The 13,231-nt window shown below is 63.4% G+C and carries 15 protein-coding genes; 9 read left to right on the plus strand and 6 right to left on the minus strand.

Features of this window, described 5'->3' with window-relative positions; genetic code table 11:
- The first annotated feature begins 452 nt into the window (after positions 1-452).
- A complete protein-coding gene (locus AOP77_RS02350) occupies positions 453-1,271 on the plus strand; it encodes a hypothetical protein (protein ID WP_152649738.1) in 819 nt (272 codons plus the stop codon).
- A gap of 231 nt (positions 1,272-1,502) precedes the next feature.
- On the opposite strand, the gene AOP77_RS02355 is transcribed toward AOP77_RS02350, so the two are convergent.
- Positions 1,503-1,781: a hypothetical protein gene (locus tag AOP77_RS02355; RefSeq protein ID WP_062208869.1), complete on the minus strand. Its 279-nt coding sequence runs from the start codon at positions 1,779-1,781 to the stop codon at positions 1,503-1,505.
- A 443-nt stretch (positions 1,782-2,224) separates the two neighbouring features.
- Here AOP77_RS02355 and AOP77_RS02360 point away from each other — a divergent pair, with 443 nt between their 5' ends.
- Positions 2,225-3,148: a DUF2599 domain-containing protein gene (locus tag AOP77_RS02360; protein WP_160300028.1), complete on the plus strand. Its 924-nt coding sequence runs from the start codon at positions 2,225-2,227 to the stop codon at positions 3,146-3,148.
- 912 nt (positions 3,149-4,060) lie between these two features.
- Here the strand turns inward: AOP77_RS02360 and AOP77_RS02370 are convergent.
- A complete protein-coding gene (locus tag AOP77_RS02370) occupies positions 4,061-4,339 on the minus strand; it encodes a hypothetical protein (RefSeq protein ID WP_152649739.1) in 279 nt (92 codons plus the stop codon).
- Between the two features lie 217 nt (positions 4,340-4,556).
- Here AOP77_RS02370 and AOP77_RS02375 point away from each other — a divergent pair, with 217 nt between their 5' ends.
- Positions 4,557-5,252, plus strand: a complete 696-nt coding sequence (locus AOP77_RS02375) for an SOS response-associated peptidase (protein WP_062208881.1) — start codon at positions 4,557-4,559, stop codon at positions 5,250-5,252.
- Between the two features lie 173 nt (positions 5,253-5,425).
- Positions 5,426-6,955 (plus strand): DUF2252 domain-containing protein, encoded by a 1,530-nt coding sequence (locus AOP77_RS02380; protein WP_084622186.1) that lies wholly within the window; start codon positions 5,426-5,428, stop codon positions 6,953-6,955.
- Between the two features lie 102 nt (positions 6,956-7,057).
- Here the strand turns inward: AOP77_RS02380 and AOP77_RS02385 are convergent, their stop codons facing one another.
- A complete protein-coding gene (locus AOP77_RS02385) occupies positions 7,058-7,429 on the minus strand; it encodes a hypothetical protein (protein ID WP_062208884.1) in 372 nt (123 codons plus the stop codon).
- Positions 7,430-7,560: 131 nt separating this feature from the next.
- On the minus strand, positions 7,561-8,421 hold the full coding sequence (locus tag AOP77_RS02390) for a biotin--[acetyl-CoA-carboxylase] ligase (protein ID WP_236685731.1): 861 nt from the start codon (positions 8,419-8,421) through the stop codon (positions 7,561-7,563).
- 37 nt (positions 8,422-8,458) lie between these two features.
- On the opposite strand from AOP77_RS02390, the gene AOP77_RS02395 reads away from it, so the two are divergent.
- From AOP77_RS02395 to AOP77_RS02405, 3 genes are read left to right on the plus strand one after another with little or no spacing between them, the layout of a single operon-like run.
- Complete coding sequence (locus tag AOP77_RS02395) at positions 8,459-10,048, plus strand: acyl-CoA carboxylase subunit beta (protein ID WP_062208890.1); 1,590 nt, start codon at positions 8,459-8,461, stop codon at positions 10,046-10,048.
- The gene (locus AOP77_RS02400; protein ID WP_236685732.1) at positions 10,045-10,308 is read left to right on the plus strand and encodes an acyl-CoA carboxylase subunit epsilon; all 264 of its coding nucleotides are present in this window, start codon (positions 10,045-10,047) and stop codon (positions 10,306-10,308) included. Before AOP77_RS02395 ends, AOP77_RS02400 begins: the two co-directional genes overlap by 4 nt.
- Positions 10,305-10,931 carry a SanA/YdcF family protein gene (locus AOP77_RS02405; protein ID WP_062208894.1) on the plus strand — a complete coding sequence of 209 codons (627 nt, stop codon included), beginning with the start codon at positions 10,305-10,307 and terminating at the stop codon, positions 10,929-10,931. The genes AOP77_RS02400 and AOP77_RS02405 overlap by 4 nt, the downstream gene beginning before the upstream one ends.
- 32 nt (positions 10,932-10,963) lie before the next feature.
- On the opposite strand, the gene AOP77_RS02410 is transcribed toward AOP77_RS02405, so the two are convergent.
- Positions 10,964-11,404 (minus strand): MarR family winged helix-turn-helix transcriptional regulator, encoded by a 441-nt coding sequence (locus AOP77_RS02410; protein ID WP_062208897.1) that lies wholly within the window; start codon positions 11,402-11,404, stop codon positions 10,964-10,966.
- Positions 11,405-11,464: 60 nt separating this feature from the next.
- Positions 11,465-11,920: a hypothetical protein gene (locus tag AOP77_RS02415; protein ID WP_062208900.1), complete on the minus strand. Its 456-nt coding sequence runs from the start codon at positions 11,918-11,920 to the stop codon at positions 11,465-11,467.
- A 74-nt stretch (positions 11,921-11,994) separates the two neighbouring features.
- Here AOP77_RS02415 and AOP77_RS02420 point away from each other — a divergent pair, with 74 nt between their 5' ends.
- Positions 11,995-12,639: a Maf family protein gene (locus AOP77_RS02420; RefSeq protein ID WP_062208903.1), complete on the plus strand. Its 645-nt coding sequence runs from the start codon at positions 11,995-11,997 to the stop codon at positions 12,637-12,639.
- A 17-nt stretch (positions 12,640-12,656) separates the two neighbouring features.
- Positions 12,657-13,193 carry a GNAT family N-acetyltransferase gene (locus AOP77_RS02425; RefSeq protein WP_062208906.1) on the plus strand — a complete coding sequence of 179 codons (537 nt, stop codon included), beginning with the start codon at positions 12,657-12,659 and terminating at the stop codon, positions 13,191-13,193.
- Positions 13,194-13,231: the final 38 nt, after the last annotated feature.

Consider the following 13,231-nt stretch of genomic DNA (forward strand, 5'->3'; position numbering starts at 1 on the left):
TGACGGTCACACTGATCGTCATCTGCCTTGTAGCTTGCACGGGTCCCTCACCTGACCCGGCGCCAGTCAGACCCCCAGTCGCGGTTGACGATGATTCGCCCACCCCCAGCGCCAAACCCAGCCCTGCGGGCACGGACAACATTTCGATAGATAGTAGTGACGCGGTGGTTGACCGGACCGCTGGCGGTGAACTTGTGGACGTAGGCATGGACGTTGACCTCACACCAATTCCAGTGGGTAGATTCTATTGGCTCGACCCATTCGGAAACATTGTCGACAAACATGCTGACGCTTCGCATCGTATCGAAGTGCAACCTCTTGACGGATCTGAAGCGGTTGATTTTGGCGCTTCGCCTTGGGTTGGCCGTGCTGCGAATGACGGCGAGAACGGCACGTACGGGGAAGTCGCGTTCGACGGAACGTCGCTCGTGTGGCAGTCAAGACATGAAACTATGGATCTACGATTTGATAGTTACGATGTCTTCGCGATGCAGCGAGGTGGCGAGCCCGTCAAGATTGGTGAATCCACGGTGGATGACCCCTCGGCGCCTGAAGGTGAACAGATGTATTCGGCTCCGGGGGACGGTAACTACCTAACTATTGCCTCAAGGCGTGCTTGGTGGGTCGATGGCGAACCGGGTGCGGACACTAATATGCGATGGACATCGAGTATCTATTCAGCACCCCTCGACGGACACTCTCCGCAGACAGAGTCAATTGCCGGCAGCAGGCTCGTGAAGGTTGATTCGTGCGATGGCGCATCGTCGCCTACCCTCACTTACGCTATCGATCCCATGAGCACTGGAGAGCCCAACGCTGACTCTGAACTGTGGAGTACGACTCTGGACGACGCCGGCGACGTTTCTAAGGCCCAATTGCTGCTAAAACACGCTGGTATTGATATCGCTAGTTATGACACTTGTGGCGACGATTGGGCCTTGGCCTACACGATTCCGACCGCCGATGACGAGTATGACGGCTTCATCGACCTTTCATCCGGGGACCAGATCACCACCATATCCATGGGGAATCTCAACTCAGCGGGCCGCGTTACAGTCGTTCCCACCGGGGTGTTCTTCTTCAATTGGGGCGTTCCGGACAGGCAGTACTACTGGTCGAACGGCGCTCGGACCTTATACGACATAGGCCGGGGACTGTCATTCGGAACGGAATCGAGTGCAGACGGTACGCGCGTTGTCATGGCTGAGGCGACCGATCCTCTAGACGACGCCTCAGGTCTGATTCCGCGAGTGGTGACCCTTGCACCTTAGCGCGCGCCTGCATATCGACGATGGGTCTGCCGCACGAATAGGTGACAGCATGACCTGCCGCCCGGCTTGGCTTAGCCGGTGAGTGCGACGATTGTTGCCAGGACGCGATCGGAGACACCGGACCCCAAACGCTTGGGTCACTCTTGGCTGAAGCCTCGCCATTAGAGTTGCCGCGGTGCACCGAGGAAAAATCAACAATCTCGCGCTTGTTAGAAGTGATGTCTAGTTGACCTAGCCTGGCTCATTGATCCAAATTTCTTCAATCTCTGGATCATCCAGGTACTTCTGGAGTGGCCCTAGGCCTGCGACGTTGTCCATCACCCACTTGGCGGTTGCCTCGCGGTCGGTGACAGGCGCGACCGCACCAATCAACGCACGCTCATCCCACTGCTCCAGAGCCTCATCGACGAGCGCCCGCACCAACTCCGCCTCGCGCAACGGATCCACACCGCGCTCACGAATCTGGTCACGCACCTGCGATTCGATGCGCGCCGCTGCTTCAGCCGTCATGCTCTAAAACACTAGGGGCACCATGACTTCCCTGCATCTTATCTGTGGATAACCCCCTCCCCAAAGGAAACAAAGCTCCGACCCCGCCCACCCTCAGGAGAGGTGGGCGGTGTCGGAGCCCCGGGGGACGGAAAGCTACGCGCACACTAATCACAAGCCAGATCGCGCGCCATACGGCCACTAGCCATGCAAACGCTGCGGTGCGTCTTCTGAAGTCAACTTCACTCTTTTGATTTGCCAAAACATGCGCCCCCCACCGTCATTTTTTGTTGACTTCCTGTACAAAGGGTATCGAGCGTTCCGACCCAAGGGCGGTCGCTTGGCTTGGCGAGGGTGCAACAGCGCGCCAAAGTAGAGAAAAGCACGAATGAATGATGAGGATCAGACCTAGAGCGCTCGCGCTGGGTGCAGCGATGTGCGTCCCCCTAATGCTGGCTGCAAGCTTGAGTGCAGCTGCGGAAGAGTTTGGCGAGACCGACATGATCGCGACGACGGTTTCGGATGTTCAGCCCGACCACGGCGAACCAGTCGCGCTGGACGGGTTCGCGGCGTCAGGAAGCGAATCCGAGGTGAACGCGCCTCATGATGCGAGTGGTGACGTCGTGGTCTCCAATGGGACTGGCGAGGTCGGCATTTCATTGCCCACGAATGTGGAACTCGATTCCGGCGAGGTCGCTACCGACGGCACCGTGGTGTATGCCCCTTTGGCCTCGGACACCGGTGGCGTAGTAGTCGAAGCCCTCGAGGATGGATCGGCACAAATCCAAGCCGCGATTGCAGACTCGGCGGACGTGCACGATTTGACGTACGAACTCAGCTTGCCCGCCGAAGCTACTGTCGAGCTCCTTGAAAACGGCGCCTTGATCGCGTTTAACTCGGATGGCACTGTCGCGGCAGGTCTGGCGACGCCATGGGCTAGAGACGCCAATGGGATGAACGTAGACACCAACTTCACGGTGGACGGCACGATAGTCACACAGCACATCAACCCCAACGCAGACACCGCCTACCCCATCATCGCGGACCCCTGGTTGGGCAAAGCACTCATTTCCAAGACCAAATGGGTCTACAACTCCACCTACCGTGGCACAACATTGCAGGTCTACCCCACGACGTGGGGTCGTGCTGGAGCGTACAGCATCCCCGGTGGCGCAGCTTGGTACTATCTCATCCGTAAGTCGGCCTGGGGGGAAGTAGTCGCCAAGACGGTCGGAAACACTGAAAACACCGCATCAATGCGCGACCAGTTCTACTGTCACGTTGATGTAGTTCGCTTACGCTTTCCAAACAAGACATCGTGGAATCTAGACAACTGGCGGCCCAATGTGTCATACGCCACCATGCTTCAGGAAGAGTGCAACCCGTGATTAAGACCAGAGGAGCTGTCATGTACCTGCGAATTCTCGGCATCGCAGCGATTGCCGCCGCTGTCGCCCTGTTCGTGAAAGGTTGGTTCACGCTATCTCCGGACGATGTAGCTTTCTTAGAAAGCGGGGGTAGCGGCGACTCCGTTCCTAGTCCCTGGCCGTGGATCCTGGCCGCAGTCATATGCGGTTTGTTGGGTGCGGCACTACTATTCACGAGCATGCGGCGAAAGCCCTAACTTGCAAGGCACTCCACGCTGGGGCCCTTAAGGCTACGCGGCTCCCGTGAACTTGGAGGGCCACCCCTTTCCACAGCCCGTCATCTGCGATCTAGGCTAGCGCCGGTTCCACTACTTCTTTGCGGGGTGGGGCCGGCGCTTTGCCGATAGCGGGGCCTTCTTCGGATAAAGGGGGAAGTGTCACGCAGGGCGCGAAGAGTTCCCCTGCCAGGAGGCGGAAGTGTGGAAGATCGTTACCTGACGGGACGAGACTGGTGGCTCGGTGCGCCTAGGGCACATAGAGCTCGACCCCGCCAAGAAGCCCGCCCAACTCCCCCACCACCTAAACAACTACATACCTCGGAGGGAGTGGCGGCGTTACACTCGATACGGCTTTCCGTTTCGTCACCGTCGACCGTGACGATAGCAACTCACAGATGAGGAAAATTTCGACGCTATGCGAGCGATTGCTCTCCTGGTCAGATAAATTGTCTGCCGCACGAATAGGTGACAGCATGACCTGCCGCCCGGCTTGGCTTAGCCGGTGAGTGCGACGATTGTTGCCAGGACGCGATCGGAGACACAAAACCCTAAGAGCTCGGGTCAATCTTGTCCGAAACCTCGCCACTAGAGCGGCCGCGATCCACCGAGGAAAAGCCAACAACCTCACGCTTGTTTGAAGAGATGTCTAGTTGACCTAGCCTGGCTCATTAATCCAGATTTCTTCGATCTCCGGATCATCTAGGTAGCGCTGCAACGGCCCCAGCCCGGCTACGTTGTCTATGACCGACTTCGCGGTGGACTCCCGGTCATGCACCGGCGCGACCGCACCGATCAAGGCCCGCTCGTCCCAGGCCTCGAGTGCCTCTTCTACTAGGTCACGAACCATCGCGGCCTCACGCAACGGATCGACGCCGCGCTCGCGGATTTGGTCGCGCACCTGCGCCTCGATGGTCACGGCGGCTTCTGCGGTCATGCCAATAGACATTAGGGGAACCACCAGTTCCTCGCATCTTGTTTGTGGATAACCTCTGCGCTCACGCACAATTCGGCTCTGCACTAAGCCCGCGCACACCACTCAGCGCTACGTCCGCACCCTAAAACGGCACTGCGGGTCCGCTCTTGTGCGTAGCGCATTGGTAGCAACCCGGATTTAGGGTGCGGACGTAGAGAAGGGAGGGCAGACTGGACTCATGTGCGGCCGCTACGCGAACTTCCTGTCCGACCAAGAGCTGATCGACGCCTTCGAGATCGCCACTCTCGCCGATGACGCGCGCCTCCTCGGCCCATCGTGGAACGTCGCCCCCACACAAAAGGTGATTCTGGTGACCGCGTCCAAAGACGACCCGAGCCAGCGCATCGGCGAGACGGCCAAATGGGGCCTGGTGCCGTCCTGGGCCAAAGACCCGTCCGTGGGCTCTCGCATGATCAACGCCCGCGGCGAGACCGTGGCGGAGAAGCCGTCGTTCCGGTCCGCCTTCGCCAAGCGCCGCTGCCTGGTCCCCGCAAGCGGCTACTACGAGTGGCACACCGAGGGCGGCGTCAAGACGCCTCACTACATCCACTCGCCGGACGATGCCCCCCTCGCCTTTGCGGGCCTGTACGAGTTTTGGCGGGAGAAGGGTTCTGCCGATGACGCGCCCTGGCTGGCTACGTGCACCATCGTCACTACGGCCGCCCGCGACGAGATGCGCGAGCTGCACGACCGCCAACCCGTGATGCTTACCGACGATCAGCGCAACGCGTGGCTAGACCCAGCCTCAGACAAGGACACCCTGCTCGACGTCATCGCCGCGCCCGCCCAGAAGGTCGAGTGGTACGCCATCGGCAAGGCCGTGGGCAATGTCCGCAACAATTCCGCAGAATTACTGGAACCCGCCGATAGCTAGGGTCCGTTCGGCGTGGGGGGACCACAGCACAAAGCTTGGATCCGACTTAAGATCTCGATCCGCCGGTCCGTCGTCGCGGAGATACGATCAGACAATCGTGTGACAACCGCTCCACCGTCCCGTCTTTTCCGCCCTGCCCCCGCGTGGGGCCTGCTTGCCGAGAGAGTCACGAGATGAACACCGAGAGCGCCGCAGCTGACCCCCTGCACATAGGGCTTGTCGCGCAGCCGGAGATACTCGCTCGCGCACAGCAGGCATCGGGCCAGAAGGCGCTACCCCATCCCACTGTGGACGAACGCCGGGCAGTTGGCCGCGCGGCGCGTACCAAGACCCCGCGTCACAGCCTTGGAGCCTGGCAGTCGCCGCAAGACAGAGCCGATCCGGTCGCGCTGCTCATGAGCCAGGAGACAACGCGAGTGGCGCACCTGATTCCGGTGCGTCACGCCCGCATGGCGACCAGCGCCTTCGCCTTCTACCGGGGCGCGGCGCTCGTGATGGCGGCCGACCTCGCCACCCGTCCTCGGTCGGGGCTCCACGTCCAACTTTGCGGCGACGCCCACCTGTCCAACTTTGGCGTGTTTGCCGCCCCGGACAGGTCGCTGGTGTTTGATGTCAACGACTTCGACGAGACGCACCCCGGGCCTTTCGAGTGGGACGTCCAACGCCTAGCGACGTCGTTCATCCTGGCAGCCCGCGAGAATGGCATGTCCAACAAGGCCGGAGCCGCGGCGGCGGAGGTGGTCTGCAGTTCGTACCGCCAATCCATCGCCAAGTTCGCGGAGCGACGCGAACTCGACGTCTGGTACCACCGCATCGATGTCAATGCCCTTCTCGGCGCGAGCAAGGATGCCTCCGATGCGACGCGCAAAGCCAAGAAGCTCACCAAGGAACAGCAGCAGGTCGCGCATGCGGAGTCCAAGGCTCGCCTGCGTGACGCATGGTCCGCCGTGTCCAAGATCACGGAGGTCGTGGACGGCAAGCGACAGTTCCGCCACGATCCGCCCCTCCTGCTGCGCATCGACGTGACCGATGACCTCCGCGCGGTGATCAACTCGCTGTTCCACGAGTACCGGGCGACGTTGCAGGAAGACCGGCAAGCACTTCTCAAGCGCTACGAGGTGGTCGATTTTGGCCACAAGGTAGTCGGGGTGGGAAGCGTGGGCCTGCTCGCCTTCGTGCTGCTGCTTCGCGGACGCGACGAGGACGACCTGATGGTCCTCCAGGTCAAACAGGCTCAGGCCTCCGTACTCGAAGCCTTCACGCAGAAGTCGGCGTTTACTAAACAGGGACACCGAGTGGTCACGGGTCAACGCCTCATGCAGGCCGCGAGCGACTCATTCTTAGGCTGGATCGACGGCCCTGCCGGGCGCAACTACTACGTGCGCCAACTCCGCGACATGAAATGGGCGCCGGACCCGTCGTCGCTGACCGGGAAGCGGCTGTCGCGATATGCCTCACGGTGCGGCATGACCTTGGCGCGGGCCCACGCCCGCTCGGGAGACGCCATCGCACTGAGTGCCTACCTGGGGAGCGGAACGGCGTTCGACAAGGCCACCAGCGCGTTCGCTTTGAGTTACGCGGACCAAGCGGAGCAGGACTTCGACGCGTTTGTCGCGGCGATCGCGGATGACCGGCTGTCCTCGCACGAGGACGCCGGCGGAGCCGAAAGCATGCGCGCCGCCCAAGCGGTGGTTGAGTCGTAGTCCACGCGATATTCCTGGTCAACTAGCCGCCATGACGGCCGGTACTCAACCGCGCCGGGCACCTGATCTCAGCAAGCCTCTGGACCCCGCGCCCGTCGCGACCTAGAGCCCCGGAGTGACTTGCGGCTTCGGCAATGCATCAGCGAGCCCAGTGGCGTATTTCTCGACCAGATCGGCGCGCTTCTTGATCTTGACGTGGATGACAATAAAGAACGCGACGACAAAGGGGCCTAGGGCTACTACAGCGATCAACGGGAACACGAGCGCGCTCCAGCCAAAGATGAGGAGCGGCACAATGCCTATCGCGGCGACGAACACCGCCAGAAAGATTGCCGAACCAAGGACCAGCCTGTAACTCCGCCAGGACTGGTCGCTCTCTTCACGCACTTGGGCAGCGATGAGGGTTTTCTTGGTGACGTCGTCCGTCGAGAAGAACTCATGCCAACTGAGATCCAACTGCTGTGTTGTCATCATGAGCGCGCAACCTTCCTTCGGTCTCTACGACGGGGCCTTGGTCGTTCACATCAAAACTGCGGCCGCGCACTTGGGGGATCAGACGTTTTGAGAAGTGTAGCGAAGGCATGCAATTCAGGTGAGGCAAGCGCTCAAGCGCGGCGGACGCGCACGTCTCCGGCAAGAATCTCGCGGCGCTCGCCAGACGAGGTTTCCACCAACAGCCCTCCCTGCGGGCTGAGGCCCACCGCGCGGCCGTTCACCGGCGAAGCGCCTGGCACGTCCACGGCGACGTCCCAGCCGATGGTTGCGCACACGGCACCCACGGAGGCGGGAATCGCGCCGCGGTCGTCGGTGCCCTCCCACATGCCCACCGCATCGGCCAGCTCTGCGGTCAGCACGCGTAGCAGTGCCACGCGGTCCAGCTTGGTCGCGCCAAGAGTGGCCAGCGAGGCCGCGTGCGGCACCGGAAGCTCACCTGGGGCCTGAGAAACATTGATGCCAATACCAGCGACAATCGCATCCTGTCCGGGCACCGTCTCGCACAGGATGCCCACCACCTTGCGCCACTTGCCCCACTCAGGAATCTCGCGCACGCCGGCCTCAACCACTACGTCGTTAGGCCACTTGAGCATCGCGCCCACACCTAGGGTCCTGAGCGCGCGTACGGTCGCGAGGCCCACCACCAGCGGCGCCCAGCCGTACGCATCCCGCCTCACACCCGAGGGGCGAATGACAACGGAAAGAGTGCACGCAGCCGCGGCGGGAGTCTGCCACTGGCGACCCGAGCGCCCTCGCCCCGCGGTCTGGTGATCCGCGACCAGCGCGCTCATGTGAGGCCACTCGTCCGGCTTCGCCTCGGCCTTCGCCAGCACCGCAGTGTTAGTAGAGGGAGAGGTGGGAACGACCCTGACCTGAGACAGCGGGCGGTTATCCCCCACCAGCATTGAAAGCCCCTCAGTAGTAAGGGGTCGGCGGGAATGGGCGACGGCTGCAGGCGAAGGGGTACTCACCGGGCTAGGCTACTGGCAGTTCATTCAAGGGGGACACGTGTCGACCAATAGCCCAAGCAAGACCACCGCCAGCCAGCTCGAGGAACTTCGCAAGAAGACCACCGCAGCATCGGCCACCGCCGAGGCGACCGCGCAGGAAAAGCAGCACGCTCGCGGCAAGAAGACCGCACGCGAGCGCATCGACATGTTGCTCGACGAGGGCTCCTTTGTGGAGCTCGACGCACTCAACCGTCACCGCTCGCGCAACTTTGGCCTGGACAACAACCGCCCATTCGGCGACGGCGTCGTCACCGGCCACGGAACCATCGACGGCCGTCAGGTATGCGTCTACAGCCAGGACTTCACCGTCTTTGGCGGCTCGCTGGGCGAGGTCCACGGCCAGAAGATCGCCAAGGTGCAGGACTTTGCGCTACGCACTGGCGTCCCGTTGATCGGCATCTCCGACGGCGGCGGCGCACGCATCCAGGAGGGCGTCGCGGCCCTCACCCAGTTCGCGGAGATCTTCCGCCGCAACGTCGCAGCATCGGGAGTCATCCCCCAGATTTCCATCATCCTCGGCCCGTCGGCCGGCGGCGCGGTGTACTCCCCCGCGCTCACCGACTTCATCGTGATGGCCGACGGCACGTCGCAGATGTTCATCACCGGCCCGGACGTCATCAAGTCCGTCACCGGCGAGAACGTCACGTTTGAAGAGCTGGGCGGCGGCCAGACCCACAACCAGAAGTCCGGCGTCGCGCACTACCTCGCCGATGACGAGGCCGACGCAATCGAGTACGTGCAGCACCTGCTGCAGTTCCTGCCGCAGAACAACCTGTCCGACGCCCCCACGTGGGAGAACGAGGCCGACTTCGAGTCCACCGACACGGACACCGCGCTGGACACGATCATTCCCGACAGCCCCAACCAGCCCTATGACATGAAGACCGTCATCGAAGCTGTGCTGGACGAGGGCGACTTCTTTGAGATTCAGCCGCTGTTCGCGCCTAACGTCGTCGTGGGCTTCGGCCACGTCGAGGGCCACTCAGTGGGCATCGTCGCCAACCAGCCGCTCGCCAAGGCCGGCACGCTGGACATCGACGCCGCGGAGAAGGCCGCGCGGTTCGTGCGCACGTGCGATGCGTTCAACATCCCCGTCGTCACGTTCGTGGACGTGCCCGGGTTCCTGCCCGGCGTGGACCAGGAGCACCAGGGCATCATCCGCCGCGGCGCCAAACTGATCTACGCCTACGCCGAGGCCACCGTGCCCCTGGTCACTGTCATTACCCGCAAGGCGTACGGCGGCGCGTACATCGTGATGGCCTCCAAGCAGCTGGGTGCCGACGTGAACCTCGCGTGGCCGACCGCGCAGATCGCCGTCATGGGCGCCGCGGGGGCCGTCAACATCCTCCAGCGCCGCACTCTCGCGACAGTGGCCGAGCAGGGCGGGGACGTCGAGACCGAACGCCAGGGTCTGATCGACGACTACGAGGAGCGGATTGTGAACCCCTACGACGCCGCCGACCGTGGCTACGTGGATGCCGTGATCGAGCCATCCGAGACGCGTGAGCAGGTGGTACGTGCCCTGCGCGCACTGCGCACCAAGCGCGCCGCGATGCCCCCCAAGAAGCACGGAAACATCCCGCTGTGACGCCCGACGCAACCGACCACCACCAGGACGCCGCAGCATCGACCGCAGGCATGCGGGTGGTGCGCGGCACGCCCGACGACGCCGAGCTTGCGGCATTGGTGGCGGGCATGGCCGCCTTCGCTTCCACGGCCGATGCTGGGGACGACGAGCCCGGCTCCCCCACCTCCGCTTGGATGGACAGAGCACGCAGCATGCGCGGCAGTCGCTCCCACGGCCCGCTGGGCCGCGGCGCCTCCGCCTGGCGCCACTCACTGCGATGAACGACCGCGGTACGTCCGCATTACGGATTGCCGGTAGTTCCGCGCTCGCCTTGGGTGCCGCGGTCGCCCTCCCCACCGCCATCACGCGTTTCACCACCGCAGCCAGCGTCAAGCCGGTCGAGGCCGACTTCGCGCACGCCAATGCTGCGCTGATCCTGGGCGCCCGGGTCTGGCCCGATGGCCGACCTTCGCGATTCCTGCGTGAGCGCGTCGAGACCGGGGTCGAGCTGTTCAAGCGCGGCCTAGTCGACAGCCTGATCATGAGCGGGGACGGCATCCACGCCCATTCCTACGACGAGCCGGCAGTCATGACCCGGGTCGCGATCGAGATGGGCGTCCCGGCATCGGCGATCACCGCGGACCCCCGCGGCGTGGATACCTACTCGTCGGCGCATCGGGCACGGCATGTCTACGGAGTGACGAGCGCGATCGCCGTCAGCCAGGAATTCCACCTGCCGCGTGCGGTGTGGCTGTGCGAACGCCTCGGCATCTCGGCGCAAGGTGCATACCCGCCCGTGATTGTCCGCGAGCACACCGCGATGGGCTACGTGCGGGAGACGGCGGCGACGGTCAAGGCTTTTCTGGACGTCGCTCAACGACGTGTGCCCGACGGCACCACGTAGGCCGATGCTCTGGGCTGGTTCGCCGCCCGGCGCTACTTGGACGCGGCCGGGAGCCCGGCACGCAGCGTCTCAAGGATGTCACCGAACTGCGCGAGCTGCTCCTCACTGAGCACCTGGAGCTGACGGCGCCGCCCCTCGCGAGCCGCCCCCACAATGCCCTCGATGAACTCGCGGCCGTGTTCAGTGAGCGACAGTCGGCGGATGCGACGGTCCTGCGAGTCTTCAAAGCGGGTGACGTATCCGCGACCCACGAGCTTCTGCACAATGCCTGTGCCCACGCTGGGGTGAACGCCCACATAGTCGGCGAGGTCAGTAGTGGTCGCGTTGTCATGGACCAGCACGAACACCAGCGCGCGGAACTGGTGCGGCGTCAGGTTGGCCTTCGCGACGGAGTCGCCCTGCTTGGGGTTCGAGGCACGCAGGAATTGCACCAGCGATTCGAGCGTGTTCTCAAGCAGTTCGTCGCGCTCCATCAGGTCCCCATTTCGGTTTGCAAGAAACTATAGCGAGATGGACCTCGCCAGCGCCGTGCGCTAGGGGGCTTCGACGCCCTCTGCAGCGGCCCGCATAGCCTTGCGCGTGGCCGACGTCGTCAGCAACACGATGGCGGCCATGGCGACCACGAGCATCGCCACCAGCGGCTCGTTGAGCACCACCTGGAAGACCGCACCCAAGAACGTCACCACTACCGCGGCGAAGGACAGGAAGTCATTGACACCGTACGGGCGCGAGGTGTCCGGGAGCTTGGTCACCGCGAACAGCGCGACTGCGCCAGCAGCGAGTTCGATCAAGCCGTGCGCGGCAATGACCATAAAGAACACCACGCCGTAGACCGGAGACGGGGCGGAGACCGTACTATCCGCATTGGTCCCTGCGACCAGCGCCGCTCCAGTAAGGCCAACAAACACTAGGACCGGGCCCGTGATGAGCCCCGTGACTCCGACGCGGCGCAGGAGTTGGCGCGGCGTTGCACGGGTAACTTCAGCCATCTCGTACCCCCTCCACGGTTGTGGTCCATCGAGAGCCTAACGCGCGAGGCGGTGCCGGCGTTAGGCTCGCCACCATGACCATTTCTTTTGTGCTCGCCTCGCAGTCCCCTGCCCGCCTCAGCACGTTGCGCGCGGCCGGAATCTACCCGCGCGTCATCGTCAGCGACGTGGATGAGGACGCGGTACTGGCGGCGACTCGCGCGTCGCACGACGCCGCCGGCCTGGGAGACCTTTCTCCATCCGATGCCGTGCTCGCCTTGGCCAGGGCCAAGGCTCAGGAGGTTTCGGACACCAACGGCACCGATGCGATTGTGCTGGGCTGCGACTCGATGCTGGAGATCAACGGCGAGATCTTGGGTAAGCCTCAGACAGCCGAGATTGCCCGCGAGCGCTGGCGCGCCATGCGAGGCTCCACCGGCACCCTTCACAGTGGACACTGGTTGATCGACGACCGTGACGACGGCTCGTCCGGAACCCTTGGCGCGACCTCCTCCACGGTGGTGCACTTCGCAGATCTAAGCGACGCGGAAATCGACGCCTACGTCGCCACCGGCGAGCCCCTCAAGGTAGCTGGTGCGTTCACGGTGGACGGCATCGGCGGACCTTATGTGACGGCAATCGAAGGCGACTATCACGGCGTCGTGGGCGTGAGTCTGCCACTGCTGAGAGAACTTTTACTCGAGATCGGGGTCGCGATCCACGAGCTTCGCAACGCCTAGGGATATCGCGTCACACCATGACCTGGCCCCAAGCGTCTGCGCTCTCAACTGAGCGCTTTGAACTCGAACCACTTGCGGTACACCACGCAGAGGAGATGGCGGTGGTCCTCGCGCCACTCAGCCTCTATGACTACACGGGCGGGGAGCCACCCACCGTCAATACCCTGCGGGAGCGCTACGAGCGACAGTGCGCGGGTCACTCGCCCACCAACGATGCTGGCTGGCTCAATTGGATCGTGCGCGCTGCGGGCTCACGCGATGCCATCGGCTACGTTCAGGCAACACTGACGCGTGCGGATGGGGAGGTCACCGCGGACCTGGCGTGGCTCGTCGCCCCCCACGCGCAGCGGGCCGGCGCAGCGACCGAGGCGGCCGCGGCCATGGTGACGTGGCTACGCGCCCAGAACGTCCGGCGCCTCCGGGCCGCCATCCGTCCCGACCATCGCTCATCGGCGCGGGTCGCCGCGAACCTCGGATTGAGACCCACCGGCCTCATCCGCGACGGAGAGTGCGTTTGGGAGGCATCGGACCACGTGATTCCGGCCCGGAATTGATCGGCACCACCTCGCCCCTTTGTGGACGGCACACAACC

Source organism: Demequina oxidasica, assembly GCF_000975115.1.
In the GTDB taxonomy this organism is placed as follows: Bacteria; Actinomycetota; Actinomycetes; order Actinomycetales; family Demequinaceae; genus Demequina; species Demequina oxidasica.